Origin of the sequence: Buttiauxella sp. S19-1 (assembly GCF_022134725.1) — a bacterium.
Lineage (GTDB): Bacteria > Pseudomonadota > Gammaproteobacteria > Enterobacterales > Enterobacteriaceae > Buttiauxella > Buttiauxella ferragutiae.
This window is the reverse complement of the sequence record NZ_JAHWLU010000013.1, coordinates 26122-51057: the sequence shown is the minus strand read 5'-3', so window position 1 is coordinate 51057 and position 24936 is coordinate 26122. Positions and strand designations below refer to the sequence as shown.

Annotated in this window: 24 protein-coding genes and 1 other annotated feature; of the genes, 9 read left to right on the top strand and 15 right to left on the bottom strand. The window is 50.2% G+C overall.

What is annotated here, in order from left to right; translation table 11 throughout:
• Positions 1 to 56: 56 nt before the first annotated feature.
• The 5 genes from yciH to pgpB all read right to left on the bottom strand — a co-directional run bounded on the left by yciH (position 57) and on the right by pgpB (position 3835).
• The gene (yciH, locus tag MES37_RS05310) at positions 57 to 383 is read right to left on the bottom strand and encodes a stress response translation initiation inhibitor YciH (protein WP_064546372.1); all 327 of its coding nucleotides are present in this window, start codon (positions 381 to 383) and stop codon (positions 57 to 59) included.
• Positions 383 to 1120 (bottom strand): orotidine-5'-phosphate decarboxylase, encoded by a 738-nt coding sequence (gene pyrF, locus MES37_RS05305; protein WP_121813559.1) that lies wholly within the window; start codon positions 1118 to 1120, stop codon positions 383 to 385. The genes yciH and pyrF overlap by 1 nt, the downstream gene beginning before the upstream one ends.
• A gap of 204 nt (positions 1121 to 1324) precedes the next feature.
• Positions 1325 to 2494, bottom strand: a complete 1170-nt coding sequence (lapB, locus tag MES37_RS05300; RefSeq protein ID WP_121813560.1) for a lipopolysaccharide assembly protein LapB — start codon at positions 2492 to 2494, stop codon at positions 1325 to 1327.
• A gap of 6 nt (positions 2495 to 2500) precedes the next feature.
• Complete coding sequence (locus tag MES37_RS05295) at positions 2501 to 2806, bottom strand: LapA family protein (RefSeq protein ID WP_064546369.1); 306 nt, start codon at positions 2804 to 2806, stop codon at positions 2501 to 2503.
• A gap of 264 nt (positions 2807 to 3070) precedes the next feature.
• Positions 3071 to 3835, bottom strand: coding sequence for a phosphatidylglycerophosphatase B (gene pgpB, locus MES37_RS05290; protein ID WP_232885811.1), 765 nt, complete (start codon positions 3833 to 3835; stop codon positions 3071 to 3073).
• A gap of 208 nt (positions 3836 to 4043) precedes the next feature.
• On the opposite strand from pgpB, the gene ribA reads away from it, so the two are divergent.
• On the top strand, positions 4044 to 4637 hold the full coding sequence (gene ribA, locus MES37_RS05285; protein ID WP_064546364.1) for a GTP cyclohydrolase II: 594 nt from the start codon (positions 4044 to 4046) through the stop codon (positions 4635 to 4637).
• Between the two features lie 36 nt (positions 4638 to 4673).
• On the opposite strand, the gene acnA is transcribed toward ribA, so the two are convergent.
• The 6 genes from acnA to topA all read right to left on the bottom strand — a co-directional run bounded on the left by acnA (position 4674) and on the right by topA (position 12209).
• Complete coding sequence (gene acnA / locus MES37_RS05280) at positions 4674 to 7349, bottom strand: aconitate hydratase AcnA (RefSeq protein WP_064546362.1); 2676 nt, start codon at positions 7347 to 7349, stop codon at positions 4674 to 4676.
• A gap of 183 nt (positions 7350 to 7532) precedes the next feature.
• Entirely contained in the window at positions 7533 to 7631 is a 99-nt protein-coding gene (gene ymiC, locus MES37_RS24725; protein ID WP_273693565.1) for a small membrane protein YmiC, read from the bottom strand.
• Positions 7632 to 7792: 161 nt separating this feature from the next.
• Positions 7793 to 7963, bottom strand: a complete 171-nt coding sequence (locus MES37_RS05275; protein ID WP_162302978.1) for a hypothetical protein — start codon at positions 7961 to 7963, stop codon at positions 7793 to 7795.
• 2 nt (positions 7964 to 7965) lie between these two features.
• Positions 7966 to 8094 carry a YmiA family putative membrane protein gene (locus MES37_RS24720; protein ID WP_074388564.1) on the bottom strand — a complete coding sequence of 43 codons (129 nt, stop codon included), beginning with the start codon at positions 8092 to 8094 and terminating at the stop codon, positions 7966 to 7968.
• 351 nt (positions 8095 to 8445) lie between these two features.
• Positions 8446 to 9420, bottom strand: coding sequence for an HTH-type transcriptional regulator CysB (cysB, locus tag MES37_RS05265; protein ID WP_064546360.1), 975 nt, complete (start codon positions 9418 to 9420; stop codon positions 8446 to 8448).
• Positions 9421 to 9611: 191 nt separating this feature from the next.
• On the bottom strand, positions 9612 to 12209 hold the full coding sequence (topA, locus tag MES37_RS05260; protein WP_064546357.1) for a type I DNA topoisomerase: 2598 nt from the start codon (positions 12207 to 12209) through the stop codon (positions 9612 to 9614).
• Between the two features lie 399 nt (positions 12210 to 12608).
• Here topA and MES37_RS05255 point away from each other — a divergent pair, with 399 nt between their 5' ends.
• Positions 12609 to 12860, top strand: a complete 252-nt coding sequence (locus MES37_RS05255; protein ID WP_064546355.1) for a YciN family protein — start codon at positions 12609 to 12611, stop codon at positions 12858 to 12860.
• 59 nt (positions 12861 to 12919) lie between these two features.
• Here MES37_RS05255 and sohB read toward each other — a convergent pair whose 3' ends face one another.
• Positions 12920 to 13969, bottom strand: coding sequence for a protease SohB (gene sohB, locus MES37_RS05250; RefSeq protein WP_121813562.1), 1050 nt, complete (start codon positions 13967 to 13969; stop codon positions 12920 to 12922).
• Positions 13970 to 14240: 271 nt separating this feature from the next.
• On the opposite strand from sohB, the gene MES37_RS05245 reads away from it, so the two are divergent.
• Together MES37_RS05245 and cobO are read left to right on the top strand one after the other, a co-directional pair.
• Positions 14241 to 15002 (top strand): YciK family oxidoreductase, encoded by a 762-nt coding sequence (locus tag MES37_RS05245; protein ID WP_232885809.1) that lies wholly within the window; start codon positions 14241 to 14243, stop codon positions 15000 to 15002.
• Positions 14999 to 15589 (top strand): cob(I)yrinic acid a,c-diamide adenosyltransferase, encoded by a 591-nt coding sequence (gene cobO / locus MES37_RS05240; protein ID WP_064546349.1) that lies wholly within the window; start codon positions 14999 to 15001, stop codon positions 15587 to 15589. The genes MES37_RS05245 and cobO overlap by 4 nt, the downstream gene beginning before the upstream one ends.
• 32 nt (positions 15590 to 15621) lie before the next feature.
• Here cobO and rluB read toward each other — a convergent pair whose 3' ends face one another.
• From rluB to rnm, 3 genes are all read right to left on the bottom strand, one after another.
• Positions 15622 to 16500: a 23S rRNA pseudouridine(2605) synthase RluB gene (rluB, locus tag MES37_RS05235; RefSeq protein ID WP_064546347.1), complete on the bottom strand. Its 879-nt coding sequence runs from the start codon at positions 16498 to 16500 to the stop codon at positions 15622 to 15624.
• A gap of 95 nt (positions 16501 to 16595) precedes the next feature.
• Positions 16596 to 17216: an L-threonylcarbamoyladenylate synthase gene (locus tag MES37_RS05230; protein WP_064546346.1), complete on the bottom strand. Its 621-nt coding sequence runs from the start codon at positions 17214 to 17216 to the stop codon at positions 16596 to 16598.
• Positions 17213 to 18094, bottom strand: a complete 882-nt coding sequence (gene rnm, locus MES37_RS05225) for an RNase RNM (RefSeq protein ID WP_133521541.1) — start codon at positions 18092 to 18094, stop codon at positions 17213 to 17215. The genes MES37_RS05230 and rnm overlap by 4 nt, the downstream gene beginning before the upstream one ends.
• A 160-nt stretch (positions 18095 to 18254) precedes the next feature.
• Positions 18255 to 18352: a sequence feature (Trp leader region), on the top strand.
• A 22-nt stretch (positions 18353 to 18374) separates the two neighbouring features.
• On the opposite strand from rnm, the gene MES37_RS05220 reads away from it, so the two are divergent.
• Genes MES37_RS05220 through trpA form a run of 5 tightly spaced genes read left to right on the top strand, consistent with a single transcriptional unit; the run spans position 18375 to position 24907 of the window.
• A complete protein-coding gene (locus tag MES37_RS05220; RefSeq protein ID WP_232885808.1) occupies positions 18375 to 19937 on the top strand; it encodes an anthranilate synthase component 1 in 1563 nt (520 codons plus the stop codon).
• A complete protein-coding gene (gene trpD / locus MES37_RS05215) occupies positions 19937 to 21532 on the top strand; it encodes a bifunctional anthranilate synthase glutamate amidotransferase component TrpG/anthranilate phosphoribosyltransferase TrpD (protein ID WP_237930318.1) in 1596 nt (531 codons plus the stop codon). The genes MES37_RS05220 and trpD overlap by 1 nt, the downstream gene beginning before the upstream one ends.
• 3 nt (positions 21533 to 21535) lie before the next feature.
• On the top strand, positions 21536 to 22897 hold the full coding sequence (gene trpCF / locus MES37_RS05210; protein WP_064546335.1) for a bifunctional indole-3-glycerol-phosphate synthase TrpC/phosphoribosylanthranilate isomerase TrpF: 1362 nt from the start codon (positions 21536 to 21538) through the stop codon (positions 22895 to 22897).
• A gap of 7 nt (positions 22898 to 22904) precedes the next feature.
• Positions 22905 to 24098 carry a tryptophan synthase subunit beta gene (gene trpB / locus MES37_RS05205; RefSeq protein WP_064546573.1) on the top strand — a complete coding sequence of 398 codons (1194 nt, stop codon included), beginning with the start codon at positions 22905 to 22907 and terminating at the stop codon, positions 24096 to 24098.
• Positions 24098 to 24907: a tryptophan synthase subunit alpha gene (gene trpA, locus MES37_RS05200; protein WP_064546333.1), complete on the top strand. Its 810-nt coding sequence runs from the start codon at positions 24098 to 24100 to the stop codon at positions 24905 to 24907. The genes trpB and trpA overlap by 1 nt, the downstream gene beginning before the upstream one ends.
• The last annotated feature ends 29 nt before the right edge of the window (positions 24908 to 24936 follow it).

The following is a 24936-nucleotide window of genomic DNA, read 5'->3' as shown; positions in this document are numbered from 1 at the left end:
TAAAAGGCCACGGTAATTTTACCGTGGCCTAATTATTTTAGATTTCGATAGGTGAATCAACCGCCTGCTAATTTCACCTTCATACCTTTAGCTTCAAGCAGTGATTTAATCAGGTCGCGTTTGTCACCCTGAATTTCAATCACTCCATCCTTTAGCGAACCACCGCAACCACATTTCTTTTTAAGTTCTGCCGCTAAAGTCGCTAATTGCGCATCATCCATATCAATACCGGTTACCAGGCAAACACCTTTGCCTTTTCGCCCGCTGGTCTGACGTTGGATGCGCACCACACCATCCCCTTTTGGGCGGATGGTCGCGGCTTTAGGCTCATCAATACGTCCAGATTCTGTGGAATACACTAAACGGCTGTTATCGTCTTTCATCACGCCCCCTGCTGTAAAGAGGCCCGGATATCACGCAGAGTTTGAGCAGGATCTGTCGATTGGGTGATCGGGCGTCCAATAACCATGAAATCTACACCTGCAATCTGCGCTTGCTGTGGTGTCATAATGCGGCGTTGGTCGCCTGCATCACTACCAGCCGGACGAATTCCTGGGGTGACCAGTTTGAAGTCTTGACCCAGTTCACTTTTAAAACGCACAGCTTCTTGTGCGGAACAAACCACACCATCCAAACCACAATTCTGTGTCAATCGAGCCAGACGTTCTGCGTATTCAGCAGGCGTGGCCGTAATCCCGAGATCGGCCAAATCGTTGGCTTCCATGCTGGTCAACACGGTTACTGCAATCAGCAACGGAGCATCGTTACCAAATGGCAACAAAGCTTCACGAGCAGCACTCATCATGCGCGCCCCACCACTGGCATGAACGTTTACCATCCATACGCCAAGCTCGGCTGCGGCAGCAACTGCACGAGCTGTGGTATTTGGGATATCGTGGAATTTCAAATCGAGGAACACATCAAAGCCACGTTGCTGGATGTCTCGCACCAGTTGTGGCCCAAACAGAGTAAACATCTCCTTGCCCACTTTCAGGCGGCAATCGCGCGGGTCGATACGGTCAATGAAAGCTAAAGCTTTATCACGATTATCGTAATCAAGTGCGACGACAATAGGAGAATCAGTGGCAACACGGGAGGAGGAGGATGCAGTTGAATTCATGGCTAAACCTTCTGATGTTGGGCAGCAATGCGGCGCAAGAGATAAACGGCAAGCATTCTACCCGCGGGAGACACAAAATTACAGTTGCCATTGCACCTTGCAAGGCACAAACGACACGGTGTTGATGTGAGGATACCAGGATTAACTATTAGTATGTTGTAACTAAAGTATGGTGTTTTTTTATAGATGGGCAATAACTAACCGTTATTGCCCATCTAACCCCCGAATAGGTTTAATCGTCGACCAGGCACGGCAAGACGGACAATGCCAGTACAGCGTGAAAGCGGTAAAACCGCATTTTTGGCAGCGATAGCGTGGTTTGGTACGCACTTGTTCGCCAACCATATCACGTAGCACCATCAGGCTCTCTTTAGCACGCCCTTCTTCCGCTTCCTGCAAGTGATAGTCCATCAACCGATGGAACAGACGCATGGTCGGATGACGCTGGAGTTGGCGGTTGATATAAACCTGCGCGACTTCAGAACCTTCTTTTTGCTCAAGGATCTCAGCAAGCATCAGTTCAGCACCTGCCCCGGTATTTTCTTCAACACAACGTTTTAAGAACGCTTCCCACTCTGGTCGTTTGTCTAACTGTTGATAGCAAGTTTGCAACATTTCGAGAGTTTCGCTGACTAACTCGCTGTCTTGATCGATAACACGTTGTAGCGATTCCACGGCTTTAGCGTATTCATTACGAGCCATGAAGATACGGCCCATCATGATTGAAATACGCGCGCAGTTTTTATCGGCTGCGGCCCCTTTTTTTAGCAATGACATGGCACGTTCCAGGTCATCACTGGCAATCAACTGCAACGCTTGTTCACAATAGAAATGGGCAATTTCGGTGCGTTGCTTATCTTTACCAAGCTTAACCAGGCGCTCTGCTACATCAATGGCTTTTTGCCAGTCACTGGTAGCCTGGTGGATAAGCAGCAATTGCTGTAGTGCACCAATGCGGAAATCAGTTTCATCAATCAGTTGCGCGAACATATCTTCGGCACGGTCGTACAGACCAGCGGCCATATAGTCACGGCCCAACTGTTGTACAGCCAGCAAGCGCTGATCGTAAGTTAACGAGGCACTTTCCATTAATGATTGGTGGATTCGAATGGCGCGGTCAACTTCACCACGAGAACGGAACAAGTTACCCAGCGTGAGGTGAGCTTCAACAGTGCTGGTATCCTCTTTAAGCATATCGAGAAATAAATCGACAGCTTTATCTTGCTGGTTCGACAGCAAGAAGTTAACCCCCGCCACATAGTCACGCGACAGGCGGTTAGCTTCTTGTTGCTTATCTTGATGCGCGCTTCTGCGCCCCATATACCAACCGTAAGCGGCGGCAATAGGCAAGAGCAGAAACAACAATTCCAGCATGGCAGGTTATTCCTTCACAGCCGGTACCGCCGCTGCTATGGCGTCAGAATCCGTGGTAATTTGCTGCTCAAGGCGTTTGATCTTGCGATCGGCGCGTGTCAGCGAAACACGCAAACGCAGCCAAAACAGGCCACAAATAATCCAACCCAGTAAAAAACCCGCAGCAAAAAGGGTCGCCAGTAATGTGGAGACTCGATATTCGCCTTGTGCCAGCAGATAGTTAAAAGTAACAACCTGATCGTTTTGTGCGCCCAAAGTGACTGAAATCACAAAAATCGCTAGCACCAGTAAGAAAATGAATAAATATTTCACATTACTTCCCGTCATGTGGTCTTACGCGACTATCACCATTAACATTCGAGTGGCTGGCCGGCGGCAAGAAAACTTATCACGATGAGCTTACATTCGTAAGTCATCCGGTAAGTGAGTGCAACCAACATCCGCGCAGCTCGAAGGTTGATGGAGATACATTAAGCGCTAATGTTTTTCCAACTATATAAACTACCATTTCCCGGTTCTTCGTGGAATCCATTGAGCGCGTTCAATTCATAAGAAATGGGGGTTAAATCAATAATCTCAAGGCTCGGCATCCCGTTCGGCTATTTCGTCAGCTTCTTGCGGCGGCGGCGATAATGGTCCGCACAATTTCTGAGCAAGCAAGGTTGCCAGTGTTATCAGCACCCAAGAGATAAGTGTGGCAACGACTAAGTCACGGGGCCAGTGCATTCCGAGCACTAATCGACTGCCCATCACCCCCGTCGCCCAAACCAACAGTAAAGCGATGGTCCAGGTTCTTCGGCGGGGCCACAGTAGCCCTACTCCCAATAATGCCCAACTTGCCGCAAACATGGTATGCCCTGACGGGAAAGCAAAACCGGTCTCTTTTTGCCAGTGTTGGCGTAACCATTCTGGTAATTCTTGCTGCGATTTAAGCTGATTTTTTACCAACTCGCTACGCTGTTTACGTTTTAAATTGTAGAACTCATCTGTCGGAATATGTTGTGTTTTTTCAAGCCATACCACGAAAGGACGAGGTTCCTGCACTTTGTCTTTGATGACAGATTTAACGCCCTGCCCAATAAGAATAGCGGCTCCGAGAATCGCAAACAGCATCAGCGCGGCTTTTAGGCGAAACCTTAGGCACCATAAAAACCAGCCACATAGCAAAACATGGGTAATGATGCCCCAGGGTTGGGTGACGGTCTCCGTGACCCAATACATCATTTTCAACCAACTACCTTGCCCGCCAGGAACCCACTGCCAACCAGAGATCCACACGGCTAAAGGCATCACCAACAGTAATCCAGCACCCATTGTTGTTCGTTTTGCTATCGCTCGCATTGCTTATCCTTATGCTATTTGAATCTCAAGGATACCCGATAAACAGCATCGAAGGGAAAGCGGGAAGTCTTACATAGGGTAAAACCAGGAGTCTGCCCAGTCTATTAGGCGAAGTGGTCGGCGTTGTGGCAAACTAAGCAGTAGTAATTAAACAAGCCAGTCAGCTGGCAGGCACCGTAAGTGCCACTATAAGTACCTGGAGAATCACATGCAGCTTAAACGTGTGGCAGAAGCCAAACTGCCAACCCCATGGGGCGATTTCCTGATGGTGGGCTTTGAAGAATTGGCAACCGGGCAAGATCATGTTGCTCTGGTTTTTGGTGATATAACCGGAAATGATTCTGTTCTGGCGCGTGTACATTCAGAGTGTCTGACGGGCGATGCCCTATTCAGCCTGCGCTGTGACTGTGGTTTTCAGCTTGAAGCTGCATTAACCCATATCGCCGAAGAAGGCCGTGGTGTGTTGTTGTATCACCGCCAGGAAGGTCGCAATATTGGTCTGCTTAATAAAATCCGCGCTTATGCTTTACAAGATAAAGGCTACGATACCGTGGAAGCTAACCATCAGCTTGGTTTTGCCGCTGATGAACGTGACTTCACGCTATGCGCCGATATGTTTAAGTTATTAGGTGTCGATGCAGTTCGTTTGCTGACCAATAACCCGCGCAAAGTAGAAATTCTCAGCGAAGCAGGGATTAATATTGTGGAACGTGTGCCGCTCATCGTGGGCCGTAACCCTAAGAACGCACATTATCTGGATACTAAAGCCGCTAAAATGGGCCACTTGCTGTCTGAAGATTAAGTTATTTTCTCCCCCATCGCTGGGGGAGAATTCTGGCTAGTTCAGCATGTTACGAATCACATAATGCAGGATGCCGTCATTTTTGAAGTACGTCAGTTCATTACCGGTATCAATTCGGCAGCGACATTCAACCACCTCTTTTCTTCCATCCGCAAACGTCAATGATACAGGAACCGAAACGCCCGGCGTAAGGTCGTTCAGGCCACTAATATCAACAAACTCCTCGCCAGTCAGCCCTAACGTTTTGCGCGTCACACCGTCTGGAAACTCCAGAGGAAGAATGCCCATACCAATCAGGTTGGAGCGGTGAATACGCTCGAATGACTCCGCTATCACCACTCTTACACCGAGCAACCGTGGCCCTTTAGCCGCCCAGTCGCGGCTGGATCCCGAACCATATTCTTTACCGGCAAACACGGCTAACGGAATACCTTTATCGCGATAACGCATCGCCGCATCATAAATCGAAATAACTTCATCACCTGGTAGCAAGCGAGTCATGCCGCCTTCTACTCCAGGCACCATTTCATTGCGAATACGGATGTTGGCAAAAGTCCCGCGCATCATCACTTCATGGTTACCACGGCGTGAACCGTAGGAGTTAAATTCTTTACGTTCAACCCCATGATTCTGCAAATAACGCCCCGCTGGGCTATCAGGCTTAATGCTCCCTGCCGGAGAAATATGGTCAGTGGTAACAGAGTCTCCCAGCATGGCCAACACGCGCGCACCATGAATATCTTGCAGCGGTTTAGGTGTGGCTTCCATATCATCAAAGAATGGTGACAAGCGGATGTAGGTAGAATCACTCTGCCAGCCGTAAGTATCTGAGTGAGCGACTTCAATATTGCGCCATTCCGGCGTACCCTCGAACACTTCCGCGTATTCTTTGTGGAACATTTCTGTCGAAACTTGCGCGACTGCGCGGGCAATTTCCAGACTGCTCGGCCAAATATCTTTGAGATAAACCGGATCGCCTTTTTTATCATGCCCCAGCGGATCGGTTGTCAGGTTCACATTCATGTTCCCGGCCAGAGCATAAGCCACCACCAGCGGCGGTGAAGCCAGCCAGTTGGTTTTCACCAAAGGATGAATGCGCCCTTCGAAATTACGGTTCCCCGAAAGCACGGCCCCAACGGTAAGATCGCCCTTCTTGATTGCTTGTTCAATCGGATCGGGTAACGGACCGGAGTTACCAATGCACGTGGTGCAACCATAACCCACCAAATTAAAGCCTAAGGCGTTGAGATACGGCGTTAGCCCAGCTTTGGCCAGATAGTCAGAAACGACTTTAGAACCCGGAGCCAAAGAAGCTTTCACCCACGGTTGGCGTTTCAACCCTAAGGTCACTGCTTTTTTAGCCAGTAGCCCCGCGGCCATTAATACACTTGGGTTGGAGGTGTTAGTACAGGAGGTAATGGCTGAAATCACGACCGCACCGTCGGGTAATTGGTACTCACGCCCGTCCATGGTGTAGTCAACTGGAGCACGATCTTTATGAGAGGTGTTCACTTCCAGTTCGTTGCTGGCATTAAACGCTTTAGGAACATCGCCTAACGGCACGCGATCCTGTGGCCGTTTCGGCCCAGCCAGACTTGCTTCTACCTCGTCCATATCCAGTGCCAGTGTGCTGGTAAATACCGGTTCATCGCCAGTATTTCGCCACATCCCCTGCACCTTCGCATAGGCTTCTACCAGCGCGATTTGCTCCTCGCTGCGTCCACTCAGGCGCATGTAATCCAGTGTCACCGCATCAATCGGGAAGAAACCACACGTCGCGCCATATTCTGGCGCCATATTGGCAATGGTCGCACGATCGGCCAGTGGTAAAGTGTCGAGGCCGTCGCCATAAAATTCGACAAACTTGCCAACCACTCCGTGCTTACGCAGCATTTGTGTGACGGTCAATACCAGGTCTGTTGCGGTGATACCTTCACGCAATTTGCCATCAAGTTTAAAGCCGACGACATCCGGGATAAGCATGGAAACCGGCTGGCCTAACATGGCAGCCTCAGCTTCAATACCACCGACACCCCAGCCCAAAACGCCAAGGCCATTAATCATCGTGGTGTGGGAATCGGTGCCGACCAGCGTGTCAGGATAGGCAACCAACTCATTGCCCTGCATTTCGCTCCACACCGCTTTACCCAGATATTCGAGATTAACCTGGTGGCAAATCCCGGTTCCCGGTGGCACCACGCTAAAGCGACTGAATGCCTGCTGCCCCCAACGCAGGAAAACGTAACGCTCGTGGTTACGCTCCATTTCGAGGCGCACGTTTTCCTCGAAAGCTTCGTCATTACCGAAATGGTCAACCGTTACCGAGTGGTCGATAACCAGATCAACTGGGGACAGAGGATTGACTTTGGCGACATCGCCACCAAGACGTTTTACCGCCTCGCGCATCGCGGCCAAATCCACAACGGCGGGAACACCGGTAAAATCTTGCATTAGTACACGTGCGGGACGATAAGCTATTTCACGATCGGCATGGGCATTTTTCAGCCAACCTGCCAGGGCATGAATATCGTCCTGAGTAACGGAGTTTTCATCCTGCCAGCGCAACAGGTTTTCAAGCAGAACTTTTAACGACTTGGGTAAACGGGTGATATCCCCAAGTTCCTTTGCAGCCAGTGGCAAACTGTAATAATGATAGGTTTTATTCAGCGCCTGTAGAGTGTCCTTACTGGCCTCGCGTAGGGTTAACGACATAGCTCCTCCTTAAATTTCTTAGGATAGCGGTATCCCGGATGAATATCAGGGACAGTATTAAAGATAACACAAAGATGTCGTAACGATTTGATAACAACCCGAATTGATAAATCAGAAGGTGTAAAGGGAAAGGAAGAGTGAATCAGCGCCCCGGCAGAGAACCAGGGCACAAGCAAGAAAGTGTTACTGAGTCAGCATCCAGACCATTTGCGCCCAAAAGGCTAACGAAACGGTAAATGCGGTGAACCATGACCAGTACTTGACGCTACAGTGAGTATTCATAAGCCGCTCTCTTTATTTTAGTAAACACTGTGACTGAATAATTAATCAGTCGATTTGAATATTGCTGTGTGTAGTGATTACTTAAAGAGTGTGCTCTTAATCACGCTTAATTATAAAGTGTGACTGACAGCAAGTTAAATAAAGGTAAATGAGAATTATATTTATTGTTTAATATGTTCGTCTGTTGAAAACAGATCGATAAAGTCTTTTTGTTGTTGCGTCAGTTGCCACGATTCTGGCACCTGAGCTTTTCCAGGTTTCGCTTCTTGTTGTGGTTTGTCATCTTTCTGACGCACCGTTTTCTGCGCTTGTGTTTGAGCAAAGGAAGTCATTGTTACCCCCAAAAATGCCATGCAGCCACTGCAACGACTAGCCAAAACAAACCTGAGACCAGAAACACCGCCATCCAGGCTTTACGTTTCAGCCCTGATTCCCTTTGCGGTTCTTCACTTCCAGAAGGCATTGCTAACCTCATACAATCGGCACCACTTATCATATAAACTCAAACAATCGGTATAATTAATCGCTGACTGGGATTAATCCTAAAGAAACTCTAGTACAAAAGCCAGAGAAATTGCTCCCCGATTGCAGGAAAAGATTTAATCTTTTGACCTCAAATAAATAATTGAAACATTAAATTTGCATGGCGGTAAATTATTATCTACGGTTGTCTCTTAATTGAGACAGATTAACCACTTACATCTTATGGTTAATAAAAATCTGGCGGGATATTAATTATCAGGCGGGTTGAAACATATTCTTAAGTGCAACTGAGAAGAGGTATCTTTCCCTATGGAAAAGATACCTTGGGATATTATTTTGCGGGTAACTTAATATCTTTGAACATCGCCTCAATATCTTCGTTTGAACGTAATGCGACCGCAGTATCGACAACATCGCGAGTCAGATGTGGTGCGAAACGCTGAATAAAATCATACATGTAACTACGTAAGAACGTGCTGCGGCGGAAACCAATTTTGGTCGTGCTGTGGCTGAATACGCCCTGTGCTTCAATACGGACCAGATCCGGGTCAGAGACAGGATCAACCGCCATACTGGCTATCACGCCCACACCTAACCCCAACCTTACATAAGTTTTAATCACGTCAGCATCTGTTGCGGTAAACACAATACGCGGCGTCAAACCTGCACGATTAAATGCGGTATCCAGCTCGGAGCGCCCAGTAAAACCAAAGGTGTAAGTGACCAACGGATATTGCGCCAGCTCTTCGATAGAGACAGACTCTTTCGATGCTAACGGATGATCTGGGGTGACAACGATCGAACGGTTCCAGTGATAGCACGGCAGCATCACCAAATCATCGTAAAGGTGTAATGCTTCGGTTGCTATCGCAAAATCAGCATTCCCCTTGGAAACCGCTTCCGCAATTTGCGTTGGCGAGCCCTGGTGCATGTGAAGCGATACTCGCGGATAGCGTTCAATAAAGCCTTTGATCACATTCGGCAGCGCGTAACGCGCTTGTGTATGCGTCGTGGCGACGTACAAAGAACCTTTATCAGGCCAGGTGTGCTCACCCGCAACCGATTTAATCGCATCGACTTTCGACAGCACTTCACGGGCGATACGGATAATCTCTTGTCCCGCAGGCGTCACCTGCGTCAGGTGCTTGCCGCTACGAGCAAAGATCTGAATCCCCAGTTCATCTTCCAACATCCGAACTTGTTTACTGATCCCCGGCTGAGAAGTATAAAGCCCTTCGGCCGTCGAAGAGACGTTGAGGTTGTGGTTGACCACCTCGACGATATAACGAAGTTGCTGTAGTTTCATGGTGTTCCATCCGCAGTAAAAGCAGCCCCGATATGAACAGCGACGGGGATTCAGACGTGGTGAAATTTTCTTAAGCCACTATATCAGTTATATCTTCTATGTATAGTTTGAAAGAAAAAATAATAATAAGGTTATATACGCAGATATAAAAAAGCCGGAGCACAGGCCCCGGCTTTCAATGTTAAAGAGAGTTACTTCTTCCCTTCAACCCACTTACCATCCACAAAGAACGCAGACCAACCGGTCGCTTTGCCTTCTTTCTCGGAGGAAACATATTGCTGCTTCGTCTTACGGCTAAAACGAACAACGGCTTTATTGCCATCAGCGTCTTGCTGTGGTGCATCAGCCAGATAACGCAGTTTTTCTGGCAGACGGTCACGGAAGCGATACAGTTCTTCAACCAGTGGCGCACGTGTTTCACGAGATTTCGGGAAAGTGTTTGCCGCAAGGAAAACACCGGCCGCGCCATCACGCAGTACAAAGTACGCGTCTGATTTCTCACAAGGCAACTCTGGTAATGGAACCGGATCTTCCTTCGGTGGAGCCACATCGCCATTACGCAGGATCTTACGGGTATTTTTACAATCGTCGTTAGTACAAGCCATGTACTTACCAAAACGCCCCATTTTCAGGTGCATTTCAGAACCACATTTCTCACACTCAACAATTGGACCGTCATAACCTTTGATGCGGAACTCACCCTCTTCGATTTCGTAGCCATCACAAGTTGGGTTGTTACCACAAACATGTAACTTACGTTTCGGATCGATGAGATAGCTGTCCATTGCGGTGCCGCATTTAGCACAACGACGTTTCGCACGCAGCGCATTGGTTTCCGCATCATCCCCTTCGAGGACGTTGAGGACTTCATTTTCCGGCACCAGGTTAATGGTGGTTTTGCAACGCTCTTTGACGGGCAACGCGTAACCTGAGCAACCTAAGAACACACCAGTACTGGCGGTACGGATACCCATTTGACGACTACACGTTGGGCAATCGATACTGGTCAGAACCATTTGGTTTGGACGCATGCCGCCTTCTTCCGGATCCAGTTCAGCTTTACCCAACTGTTCACTGAAATCACTGAAGAAGTTATCCAACACCCCTTTCCACTCGGCCTGATTGTTAGCGACCTGGTCGAGGCTGCTTTCCATTTGCGCGGTGAAATCGTAGTTCATCAACTCGCGGAAGTTTTCTTCCAGGCGGTCGGTAACAATTTCACCCATTTTCTCCGCATAGAAACGGCGGTTTTCCACACGCACATAACCACGATCCTGGATGGTGGAAATGATAGATGCGTAGGTAGACGGACGGCCAATGCCACGTTTTTCCAGCTCTTTAACCAACGAGGCTTCACTAAAGCGCGCCGGTGGTTTGGTAAAGTGCTGTCCAGGGATGACTTCTACAAGCGCCAGTTCATCACCCTGCTCAACAGCAGGCAATGTGCGGTCTTCGTCGCCCTTGCGCAGCGCAGGCATTACTTTCGTCCAGCCATCAAAACGCAGCGTGCGACCACGCGTTTTAAGACGGAAATCACCCGCTTGCACCGTTAGGGTGGTGGAGTCGTATTGTGCAGGAGTCATCTGACACGCTACAAACTGACGCCAGATCAACTGGTAGAGTTTTTGCGCGTCAGCTTCCATATCTTTAAGCGACTCAGCAACCACACTCACGTCAGAAGGACGAATCGCTTCGTGCGCTTCTTGCGAGTTTTCTTTGCTGGAATACTGGTTTGCAGCGGCTGGAAGATATTTCTTACCGAAACTCTCTTCGATATAGCCACGCACCATGCCCACGGCATCCTGGCTCAAGTTGGTTGAGTCGGTACGCATGTAAGTAATGTGACCCGCTTCATACAGACGCTGAGCCATCATCATGGTTTTCTTCACACCAAAACCAAGACGGGTACTTGCGGCTTGCTGCAACGTGGATGTGATAAACGGCGCACCAGGCTTACTGCTGGTTGGTTTATCTTCACGCTCAAGCACTGAGTAACGTGCTTTTTCCAACTCGCTAACCGCAGACATGGTCTGCTCGCGGTTAACCGGGCGGAACGGTTTGTCTTTATGGTGGCTGACCTGAACCGGCAGACTGTCACCTTTCGGCGTCGTCAGATTCGCGTCAACTTCCCAATATTCTTCTGGCACAAACGCTTTAATTTCGCGTTCGCGGTCAACAACCAGACGTACAGCAACAGACTGTACGCGGCCGGCAGACAGGCCACGGGCAATTTTCTTCCACAGCAGCGGCGACACCATATAACCCACAACACGGTCCATAAAGCGACGCGCTTGCTGTGCGTTAACACGGTCGATATTCAGTTCGCCCGGCTTTTCAAACGCCTGTTGAATGGCGTTTTTAGTAATTTCGTTAAACACCACGCGGCTATAACGCGTGTCATCACCACCGATAACTTCCCGCAGGTGCCATGCAATGGCTTCCCCTTCGCGGTCAAGGTCGGTTGCGAGATAGATATGGTCTGCTTTTTCAGCCAGTGATTTCAGTTCTGAAACCACTTTTTCTTTACCAGGCAGCACTTCATATTGTGCTTCCCAGTTGTGCCAGGGATCGACACCCATACGATTTACGAGCGCGCCGCGTTCATCCTTTTTGACCTTTTTGGTCCCTTTGGTGGAGGCGGAGTCAGCGCTCTTCTTGGTGGTTGATCCACTGGTCGGCAAATCACGGATATGACCTACGCTGGACTTAACCACGTAGTCATTGCCGAGATATTTGTTGATCGTTTTGGCTTTTGCCGGGGACTCAACGATGACGAGAGCTTTACCCATATTCACCTTACCTAATGTAATTCTTCCAGGAACGTCGCACGTTACTTTCACCTTCCACTGGCGACTCGCTTTTCTATATTGCGACAGCGTCAATGGATATCAACTCTTTTTTCATCACCAGCCTGATTGAGCTAAATGCGCAGGTGATTGAGATAGCGAGTCTTTCGCATCGGTGACATAGCACGACGGAAGTTTGGTTGAATGTCAAGCAATTCCGTTGCCAGATTTGCGAAAGCGTCACACTCTACCTGATAAAATGAGTTAAGCAACTTTATTAGCATGCAGCAGCGTTTCCTGCCAGAACAGTAAACGGATTAAATCACCCTGGGTTTACTCAGGAATATTGCCCTTTGCAGTATAGCGGAAGTACACTACTGCCAGTTTTTAAAGGAGGAAATAATGAAACCAACCACTCAACCTATCGATAAACAATCACTACTCGTTGAAGCCAACAAAGTCATCCGCGCACATGAAGACTTCATGCACGGAATGGAAGCAACGGACGTAGAGCAAAAAAACGGGGTGCTGGTGTTCAAAGGTGAATACTTCCTTGATGAGCAAGGCTTACCTACCGGGAAAAGCACCGCGATTTTTAATATGTTTAAGCATCTTGCGCATGTGTTTGCAGATAAATATCACCTGCAAGACTAATGAAAAAAACGAGGCCAAATGGCCTCGTTTTCATTTAATGTTGTTCAGCCAAAACTGGCTTACAGCAATGGTTTTTCACCGCGCTGCCACCAGCGCATCAGCAGGTTATCAACGCTATTTGCCGCACTGCCGGTAAATCTGTCCATCATTTTCTTGCGGCGCGTATAGTGAACATTAATCACTTCATGATTTTTCATCAGATTGATCAGTAAATCGTCGCTGGTGCTTACTGCATCAATCAAGCCTTTTTCCAGTGCTTGCGTACCGTACCAGTGCTCACCTGTCGCCACCGAATCGATATCAAGTGTCGGGCGCATGTCATGAACAAACTGCTTAAATAGCAGGTGAGTTTCATTGAGGTCTTCGCGGAATTTCTCACGCCCCTGCTCGGTGTTTTCACCAAACAACGTCAAGGTGCGCTTGTATTGCCCTGCGGTATGCAGCTCAACATCTATATCATTACGTTTTAACAGGCGATGGAAGTTAGGCACCTGCGCGACTACACCAATCGAGCCAATAATAGAAAACGGTGCTGCGACAATTTTGTCTGCCACACAAGCCATCATATAGCCACCGCTGGCAGCGACTTTATCCACTGCGACCGTCAGACGGACTTTGTTGTCACGCAGGCGCTGCAATTGCGAAGCAGCCAGGCCATAACCATGCACGACTCCGCCTGGGCTCTCCAGGCGCAGTAGAACTTCATCCTCAGGTTTGACGACCGCTAATACCGCTGTTATCTCTTCACGAAGCGAAGTCACTTCGTGGGCATCCATACTTCCTTTAAAATCCAATACATAAAGTGTTGGTTTATCAGAAATAACCTTTTCACCCCGTTTAGCACGCGCTTTAGCTTGTTTTGCTTCCAGCTTATGTTTTTTCTTCTCTGCTTTATGCCAGATTTTTTGCTGGTGATGGTCAAGCCTTGCCACCTGCATTTCTTCCTGCATTTCCTGATATTGTTCACTTAAATTGGTGAGATGTAATTCCCCACGCTGATGTCTTTTACGCCCTGCCACATTCACGATAATGGTGACAAGAATGCCAATAGCCGCAACGACAGTGACGATTTTCGCCAAAAACAGCCCATAGTTTGCAATTAGATCCACACTTTCCGCCTTCCGTTCAGAGCATTAAATACCTGTCGCCCAGTGTAACCGAGCACTGATTCTACGTCTGCAACCAACTATAAATGCTGCGAGATGCATTCCTGAACGGCTTTAGTAAAAGGAAACTTTTGCAAAATGTTAATCAAAGGTATTGTCTCCTGTTGCCTGATTGAAATAACCGCCTCTTTCAGGCATAAAGCCTGAAGGCCAAATAAACCCAGGCATTTCTGAGAATTAAGACGCGAGCTTTGCATCGCGCGAGGAGTTGAAAGTGCACTATCAACCGAAAACTGATTTACTGCAAAACCGCATCATTTTAGTCACCGGTGCCAGCGATGGCATCGGGCGTGAAGCCGCCTTAACCTATGCGCGTTATGGGGCAAGCCTCGTGTTGTTGGGGCGTAATGAAGAAAAATTACGCACCACAGCCCAGGAGATTAACACCCGCTTCGGTGGCCAGCCACACTGGTTCGTGCTGGATTTTGCCACCGCTACACCTGCAGATTGCCAGCATCTGGCGCAAAAACTTTCCGGGCTCATTCCTCGTCTGGATGGAGTATTACACAATGCAGGGATTCTCGGCGATGTTCGGCCAATGGACGAACAAGATCCGCAAACGTGGCACAACGTCATGCAGGTGAATGTCAACGTCACCTTCTTTCTGACCCAGGCCCTGCTTCCTTTATTACTGAAGTCAGATTCAGGTTCGCTGGTGTTTACCAGCTCCAGTGTTGGCCGTCAGGGTCGTGCGGGTTGGGGGGCATACGCGGTGTCAAAATTCGCCACTGAGGGCATGATGCAGGTGTTGGCTGAGGAATATAAACAGCATAACCTACGCGTAAATTGCATTAATCCAGGCGGGACGCGCACCGCCATGCGCGCCAGTGCATTTCCAACTGAAGACCCCGAAAAGCTTAAAACACCGCGGGATTTAATGCCGCTTTATTTATGGCTGATGGGTGATGATAGTCGCCGTAAAACAGGTATGAGCTTTGACGCGCAACCCAACCGTAAACCAGGAATTTCCGAATGAGTGAAGATCGTTATCAACAACGCCAGCAGCGCCAGAAAGAAAAAGTGGATGCCCGTGTTGCAGCAGCGCAAGAAGAACGCGGTATTTTGATTGTCTTTACCGGAAACGGTAAAGGTAAAACTACTGCAGCATTTGGCACCGCAACCCGCGCAGTTGGGCACGGACAAAAAGTGGGCGTCATTCAGTTTATCAAAGGTCAATGGCCGAATGGGGAGCGTAATTTACTCGAACCTGCCGGTGTCGAATTTCAGGTAATGGCGACAGGTTTTACCTGGGACACGCAAAACCGCGAAACGGATACCGCCGCCTGCCAGGAAGTGTGGCAACACGCAAAGCGTATGCTCGCCGATAGCGCACTGGATATGGTTATCCTCGACGAAATAACCTATATGGTGGCATACGATTATTTACCGCTAGAAGAGGTGCTGGCCGCGCTGACACAGCGTCCTGAGAACCAGACCGTGATTATTACTGGCCGTGGGTGTCATCGGGATATTCTTGAAGTGGCGGATACGGTGAGTGAATTGAGGCCGGTGAAACATGCTTTTGATGCGGGTGTTAAAGCACAGATAGGTATCGACTATTAGTAAAAAACCCCTCAGTTGAGGGGTTTGATATTTTAGCTGCTGCGTCCACCACGGCGGCCGCCGCCAGTGGTTTGCGTGTGGCGTTTCACCGCACGACGAATCTGGTTCGCCTTCATGCGACGACGGTCTTTTTCAACCGCCACTTTGCTTTCTGTCTCTTCCGGCAACTCTACCAGCTTACGCAGGTAGTTGGTTGGGCCCAGGTCGAGTTCAGTATAGCCGCCACGTGGCAAGCCTTTCGGCAACTGAATGTCACCGTAACGCACACGGATCAAGCGGCTAACCTGCACACCTACCGCTTCCCACAGGCGACGCACTTCACGGTTGCGGCCTTCGGTCAGGGTCACGTTGTACCATTGGTTAATGCCTTCGCCACCGGTAAACTTGATGGTTTTAAATGCGGCCGGGCCATCTTCAAGCTGCACACCACGACCGAGTTGCTTCACTTTGTCGTCGTCAATTTCGCCGAAGACACGCACTGCATACTCACGCTCTACTTCACGGCTTGGGTGCATCAGGCGGTTTGCCAGCTCACCATCCGTCGTGAAAAGCAGCAGACCGCAGGTATTCACATCCAGACGACCGACCGCAATCCAGCGCGCACCGCGCAGTTTTGGTAAACGGTCAAATACAGTTGGACGCCCTTCCGGATCGTTACGCGTACACAATTCGCCTTCCGGCTTATAGTAAGCCAGCACGCGACAAATCTGTTCAGCGGATTCTTTAATAGAGATCAGGTGACCATCAATACGGATTTTCAGGGCCTGAGTCACTTCAACACGGTCGCCTAGCTTGGCAATTTTGCCATCAACGCTAACGCGGCCTGCGGAGATAATGGTTTCAATTTCACGGCGTGAACCGTGGCCGGCGCGAGCCAGGACTTTTTGTAACTTTTCGCTCTTATCGCTCATTGAGCTTCCTCGGGTGTCGCCTTCACAGGCGTCGAATTGGGATAATGGGGCACATCAGCCCCATTTTAGGCCGGACAGTATAGCTGTAGATGCACTTATAAGAAAGGTTTTGCGTCGCCCACGCCTTCACGAATAACCACTGGTGCATCATCCGTTAAATCAACCACGGTTGTCGGTTGCTGACCAAGATAACCACCGTGGATAACCAGATCGACAACCTTCTCCAGGCGGTCTTTGATTTCTTCCGGATCTGACTCCGTAAACTCACTGCCTGGCAGCATCAGTGATGTCGATAACATCGGCTCGTCCAGGACTTCCAGCAAGGCTAAGGCAATCGGATTCGACGGCACACGCAAACCGATGGTTTTGCGTTTTTCCTGCAACAAACGACGCGGAACTTCTTTGGTGCCTTTGAGAATAAAAGTGTAATTACCTGGCGTGTTATTTTTGATTAAGCGAAACGCCACGTTATCAACAAATGCGTAAGTTGAAAGCTCCGACAAATCACGGCACATCAAGGTAAAATTGTGCCCGTCGGGTAATTGACGAATGCGGCAAATACGCTCCATTGCCGTTTTATCTTCAAGTTTACAGCCCAGCGCATAACCCGAGTCGGTTGGGTAAACAATCACGCCGCCCTTGCGAACAATTTCAACCGCCTGGTTGATCAGGCGCTGCTGTGGGTTATCCGGGTGAATATAGAAAAATTGACTCATAAAACCCTCTCTTTTGCGATGTGGCCGCCACCCCAATTCTGCCAGACAGGCACCACACCTGCCGGGAGCCAAAGCTTGCGTCCTAGCTCAATCCACGCACACGGCATATGGAAATCTGAGCCCTGTGATGCCAACAAATTAAACTGCTGGGCATAACTGGCAAGCTGGGTGCGCTCATTGGGGGCTTGCTGACACTGCGCGACTTCCATGGCATCGCCACCACTTTCGGCAAACTGCGCCAGCAATCTTTTCAGCCATTTAGCCGTCAGGTCATAACGGCCTGGATGTGCCAGAACCGCCTGCCCGCCAGAATGATGAATCACATCAATAGCTTGTTCTATTGTACACCACTGTGGCGGAACGTAACCGGTTTTCCCTTTTGCGAGATATTTCTTAAACACGTCCGCCATGGTCTTGGCTTTACCGCACTCCACCAGGTAACGTGCAAAATGCCCACGCGTGACTTCCCCGCCGTTGGCATGGCGCATCGCGCCTTCTAACGCACCGGGGATATGTGCTTTTTCAAGCCGTTCGGCGATCAACGCCGCACGTTGTACACGGCGCTCACTTTGTTGCGCCAAAAATTCCGCCAGTGCCGGGTGATGTTCATCAACACCTAACCCAACGATATGGATTTCATGATTTTCCCAGAGGGTGGAAATCTCAACACCACTGATTAAACGCAATGGCAATTGCAGACGTGATACTGCTTCCCTTGCCGCGGCAATTCCGGCTACTGTGTCATGGTCGGTGATTGCCAGAATACCAACACGCATATCGACAGCACGTTGCACCAACGCCTCGGGCGTTAACAGGCCATCTGACGCGGTGGTATGGCTATGTAAGTCGTAAATCACCGCAAGTGTGGTTTCGCTCAAAATGGCTCCGGGTGTGTTAGTAAACTTAAAAAACGCCGCTCATCATAGCGATTTTATCGATAACTAAAAATCGCTATTGACTTTGAATCATCGAACTAGTTAACTAGTACGCAAGTTCACACGATAAAGGTATCTGAAAATGAAAGCGATAATCCGCATGCACAGCTGGTGGCGTACTTCCTGATAACGGGCAGTGTAATCGCTATGGCTGTAATTCAGCCCAGATACCAGGCCCGCCAACGAAGCGGGCTTTTTTTTGAACAAAATATGAGAGCAGAACATGCAAACACAAAAACCAGCGCTCGAACTCTTGGTTAATGAAGCGCCCTATCGCGATAACCCTGGCGCAGTTTTCCATCAGCTGTGCGGAGCGCGTCCGGCAACGTTGTTGCTGGAATCGGCAGATATCGATAGTAAAGACGATTTGAAAAGCCTGCTGTTAGTTGACAGCGCGCTGCGCATTACTGCATTAGGTGACACTGTCACCATTCATGCGCTTTCAGACAACGGTGCCTCACTGCTACCCCTGCTTGATGCCGCGCTGCCTGCGGGTGTTGAAAACACACACTCTCCGCAGGGCCGAGTTCTGCGCTTCCCGGTTGTTAGTTCCCTGCTGGATGAAGATGCGCGTCTGTGTTCGCTGTCAGTGTTCGATGCTTTCCGTTTAATGCAGGAACTGGTTACTGTGCCGGTCAATGAGCGCGAAGCGATGTTCTTCGGCGGCCTGTTTGCCTATGACCTGGTCGCGGGTTTTGAAGATTTACCAGAACTGGTGCAAGACAACCGTTGCCCTGACTACTGTTTTTATCTGGCTGAAACTCTGCTGGTTATTGACCATCAGAAAAAACACACCCGCATCCAGGCGAGCTTGTTTACCCCATCAGCCGCAGAAAAACAGCGTTTGCTTCAGCGCACTGCGCAGCTGATTAAACAAATGGAGCAAGAACCAGCTGCATTGCCGGTACAAAAAGTGGAACACATGACCTGCGAATGCAGCCAGAGCGATGAAGAATTTGGCGACGTGGTTCGTAAGATGCAGAAAGCAATTCGCATCGGTGAGATATTCCAGGTCGTGCCATCGCGCCGTTTTTCACTGCCTTGCCCGTCTCCGCTCGCCGCTTATCAGACACTGAAAAAGAGCAATCCAAGCCCGTACATGTTCTTCATGCAGGATAACGACTTCACCCTGTTTGGTGCCTCACCGGAAAGCTCGCTCAAATATGATGCCACTTCGCGCCAGATTGAAATCTACCCGATTGCCGGGACTCGCCCGCGTGGTCGCCGTGCAGACGGAACGCTTGACCGCGATCTCGATAGCCGCATTGAACTGGAAATGCGTACCGACCATAAAGAGATGTCCGAGCACCTGATGCTGGTTGATTTAGCGCGTAACGACCTGGCGCGTATTTGCACGCCTGGCAGCCGTTATGTTGCAGACTTAACTAAAGTCGACCGTTATTCCTTTGTGATGCACCTGGTTTCGCGCGTGGTTGGCGAGCTGCATAAAGATCTTGATGTGCTGCACGCCTACCGCGCCTGCATGAATATGGGCACCCTGAGCGGCGCACCGAAAGTTCGCGCTATGCAGCTGATTGCCAAAGCCGAAGGCGTACGTCGTGGCAGTTATGGTGGTGCAGTGGGTTACTTCACCGCCCATGGTGATTTGGATACCTGCATCGTCATTCGCTCCGCCTACGTTGAAAATGGCATCGCCACCGTTCAGGCCGGGGCTGGCGTGGTTCTGGACTCTGTGCCGCAATCTGAAGCCGATGAAACCCGCAACAAAGCCCGCGCTGTACTACGCGCCATTGCTACCGCGCATCACGCACAGGAGATTTTCTGATGGCTGACATTCTGCTGCTCGATAACATCGACTCGTTCACCTATAACCTTGCCGATCAGCTGCGTGCCAATGGTCACAATGTGGTTATTTACCGCAATCACGTTCCTGCACAGACTTTAATTGAACGTCTGGCGACCATGGACAACCCGGTGCTGATGCTTTCGCCAGGCCCTGGTGCGCCAAGCGAAGCAGGTTGTATGCCTGAACTGTTAACGCGTCTGCGTGGCAAATTACCGATTATTGGTATTTGCCTGGGCCACCAGGCGATTGTTGAAGCTTACGGCGGTTATGTCGGCCAGGCAGGTGAAATTCTGCATGGCAAAGCGTCGATTATTTCTCACGATGGCGAGGCGATGTTTGCCGGTTTGCCTAACCCGCTTCCTGTAGCCCGTTATCACTCACTAGTTGGCAGCAATATTCCGGCGGGTTTAACCATTAACGCCCATTTTGAGGGCATGGTGATGGCGGTTCGCCACGATGCAGATCGGGTGTGTGGTTTCCAGTTCCATCCGGAATCCATTCTGACCACCCATGGTGCACGTTTGCTTGAACAAACTCTCGACTGGGCGCTGCTGAAATTAAAACAAGCCAACACGCTGCAACCTATTCTCGACAAACTTTATCAGGCGCAAACCCTGAGCCGCGAAGAGAGCCACCAGCTGTTTGCCGCCATTGTGCGTGGCGAGTTGAAACCTGAACAACTGGCGGCGGCGCTGGTCAGTATGAAAGTACGTGGTGAACATCCGAATGAAATCGCTGGTGCAGCCACCGCGTTGCTGGAAGCCGCAGCACCGTTCCCAAGCCCGGACTATCCGTTTGCTGACATCGTCGGTACCGGTGGCGATGGCAGTAACAGCATCAATATTTCCACCGCCAGCGCCTTTGTTGCCGCCGCGGTTGGGCTGAAAGTAGCCAAACACGGTAACCGTAGCGTTTCCAGCAAATCTGGCTCGTCGGATTTACTGGCCGCCTTCGGTATTAACCTGGAAATGAGTGCTGAATCGTCGCGTAAAGCCCTTGACGATTTGGGCGTCTGCTTCCTGTTTGCACCGAAATACCACACCGGTTTTCGCCACGCGATGCCTGTGCGCCAGCAGCTAAAAACGCGCACCTTGTTCAATGTGCTTGGGCCGTTGATTAACCCCGCACATCCACAGATGGCGCTGATTGGTGTCTACAGTGCGGAACTGGTGTTGCCGATTGCAGAAACGTTGCGTGTGCTGGGATACAAACGTGCGGCAGTGGTACACAGCGGCGGTATGGATGAAGTTTCTCTGCATGCCACCACTCAGGTTGCCGAACTTCACGATGGCGAGATCAAAAGCTACCAACTGGAAGCCACCGACTTTGACTTGCCAGCTTATCATCAGGATCAGCTGGCAGGCGGTACGCCAGAAGAAAATCGTGACATTCTCACCCGCCTGTTACAAGGTAAAGGAGAGACTGCTCATGAGTCTGCAGTAGCCGCGAACGTCGCTATGTTAATGCGTCTGCATGGGCAAGAAGATCTAAAAGCGAACGCACAACGAGTGCTGGAAGTGTTGCGCAGCGGCGCGGCATATGACCGGGTTACAGCACTGGCCGGAAGAGGATAAGTCATGCAGGAAACCGTATTAAAGAAAATCGTCGATGATAAGGCGATCTGGGTTGAAGCACGCAAGCAACAACAACCCCTGGCAAGTTTCCAGAACAACATTGTGCCGGCGACACGCAACTTTTATCACGCACTGCAAGGTGCCCGAACTGCCTTTATTCTGGAGTGCAAAAAAGCGTCTCCGTCCAAAGGCGTGATCCGTGATGATTTTGACCCGGCACGCATTGCCAACGTTTATAAGCACTACGCGTCTGCTATCTCGGTATTGACAGACGAGAAATATTTCCAGGGCAGTTTTGATTTCCTGCCCATTGTCAGCAACATCGTCACGCAACCTGTGTTGTGCAAAGACTTTATTATCGACGCCTATCAGATTCTGCTGGCGCGTTTTTATCAGGCCGATGCTTGTCTGCTGATGTTGTCGGTGCTCGATGACGAACAGTATCGCCAGCTTGCTGCTGTTGCGCATAGCCTGAATATGGGCGTGCTGACAGAAGTGAGTAATGAAGAAGAGCTGGAACGTGCCATTGAGCTGAAAGCCAAAGTTGTCGGTATCAACAACCGCGACCTGCGCGATTTATCCATCGACCTGAACCGCACTCGCCAGCTCGCGCCTCGTTTAGGCCACGGTGTGACGGTTATCAGCGAATCGGGGATCGGCAACTACGGCCAGATCCGTGAACTCAGCCACTTTGCTAACGGCTTCCTGATTGGTTCGGCCCTGATGGGTGAAGATGACCTGAATGCTGCGGTTCGCCGTGTAACGTTGGGTGAAAACAAAGTCTGTGGCCTGACTCGTCCGCAAGATGCCCGCGCCGCCTTCGAAGCCGGGGCAATTTATGGCGGCCTGATTTTTGTGCCTGCATCACCGCGTTTTGTCAGCGATGAAACAGCCGCTGCAGTTATTGCCGCAACGCCGCTGAAATATGTCGGAGTGTTCCGCGACACGCCAGTTGGCAATGTCGTGCAAAAAGCAGAGCAATTTAATCTCGCCGCCGTGCAGCTGCATGGCGAAGAAAACCAGGCCTATATAGACCAACTTCGCGCAGCCCTTCCGGCAAGTGTCCAAATCTGGAAAGCGTTAAGTGTCAAAGAAAGCCTGCCCGCTCGTGATTTAAACCATATCGATAAATACCTGTTCGACAACGGCCAGGGCGGTAGCGGCCAACGTTTTGATTGGTCACTCCTTGCAGGCCAGAATCTGGAAAACGTGATTCTCGCTGGCGGACTGGGTGCTGATAACTGCATAGAAGCAGCGAAAGCGGGCTGCGTAGGTTTAGATTTCAACTCAGGTGTCGAAAGCGCACCGGGTATTAAAGATGCTAACAAGCTGGCTGCCGTCTTCCAGACGCTGCGGGCTTACTAAGGAAAATATCATGACATTATTGAATCCCTATTTTGGTGAGTTTGGCGGCATGTACGTGCCACAAATTTTGATGCCTGCACTGCGCCAACTGGAAGAAGCGTTTGTAGCAGCACAAAGCGATGCAGAATTTCAGGCTGAATTTAACGACCTGCTAAAAAACTACGCCGGCCGTCCAACAGCGCTGACCAAGTGCCGCAACCTGACAGCCGGCACCAAAACTACCCTCTATTTAAAACGTGAAGATTTGCTGCACGGCGGCGCGCACAAAACTAACCAGGTGCTCGGCCAGGCGTTGCTGGCAAAGAAAATGGGCAAAACTGAGATCATCGCCGAAACCGGTGCGGGTCAACACGGTGTGGCATCAGCCTTAGCCAGCGCCCTGCTCGGCCTGAAATGCCGCATCTACATGGGTGCAAAAGACGTTGAGCGCCAGTCGCCAAACGTGTTCCGTATGCGTTTGATGGGTGCAGAAGTCATCCCAGTACATAGTGGTTCCGCCACATTGAAAGATGCGTGTAACGAAGCGCTGCGCGACTGGTCCGGCAGCTACGAAACCGCGCACTATATGCTCGGCACCGCAGCCGGCCCGCATCCATTCCCGACTATCGTGCGTGAATTCCAGCGCATGATTGGCGAAGAAACCAAAGCGCAGATCCTTGAAAAAGAAGGCCGTCTGCCAGATGCGGTTATCGCCTGTGTCGGCGGTGGTTCGAATGCCATCGGCATGTTTGCTGATTTCATCAACGAACCTAAAGTCGGTCTGATTGGTGTTGAACCGGCGGGTCACGGTATCGAAAGCGGTGAACACGGCGCGCCACTGAAACATGGCCGTGTGGGGATTTACTTCGGTATGAAATCGCCGATGATGCAAACCGACGAAGGCCAAATCGAAGAGTCGTATTCCATCTCTGCCGGTCTGGACTTCCCGTCTGTCGGGCCGCAGCATGCACACCTCAACAGCATTGGCCGTGCAGATTATGTTTCGATTACCGATGACGAAGCTCTGGAAGCCTTCAAAACGTTGTGTCTCAAAGAAGGGATTATCCCGGCACTGGAATCTTCACACGCGCTGGCTCACGCCCTGAAGATGATGAAAGAAAATCCAGAAAAAGAACAACTGTTGGTGGTCAACCTCTCTGGCCGTGGTGACAAAGACATCTTCACCGTTCACGACATTTTGAAAGCGCGAGGGGAAATCTAATGGAACGTTATCAACACGCATTTGAGCAGTTACAAGAACGCCGCGAAGGTGCATTTGTTCCTTTCGTGACTCTGGGTGATCCATCACCAGAACAGTCTTTGAAGATCATCGACACGTTGATTGAAGCGGGTGCTGATGCGCTGGAGTTGGGTATTCCTTTCTCTGACCCGTTAGCTGATGGCCCAACCATTCAGAATGCCGCACTGCGTGCATTTGCCGCCGGTGTCACCCCAACACAATGCTTTGAAATGCTGGCGGTAATTCGCCAGAAACACCCAACCATCCCAATTGGCTTACTGATGTACGCCAACCTGGTGTTTAACCGTGGCATTGATGAGTTTTATGCACTGTGCGCCAAAGTGGGTGTCGATTCGGTGCTGATTGCCGATGTGCCGATTGAAGAGTCTGCGCCTTTCCGCCAGGCCGCCATGCGCCACAACGTTGCGCCAATCTTCATTTGCCCACCGAATGCCGATGACGCGCTGCTGCGTGAAATCGCCACACATGGTCGCGGTTATACTTATCTGTTGTCTCGTGCTGGTGTAACCGGTGCCGAAACACGCGCTCAATTGCCGCTTCATCACCTGGTGGAAAAGCTGGCTGAGTTTGGTGCAGCCCCTTCACTGCAAGGTTTTGGGATTTCTGAACCTTCGCAAGTTAAGGATGCGGTTGCTGCGGGCGCTGCCGGGGCGATTTCAGGTTCGGCCATTGTGAAGATTATCGAGCAGAATCTTGATAAGCCGGAAGTGATGTTAAGCGAGTTGAAAGCTTTTGTGCAGAGCTTGAAAGCCGCGACGCGCACGGCATAAGCAAACACAGAGGCCGGAGCAATTCCGGC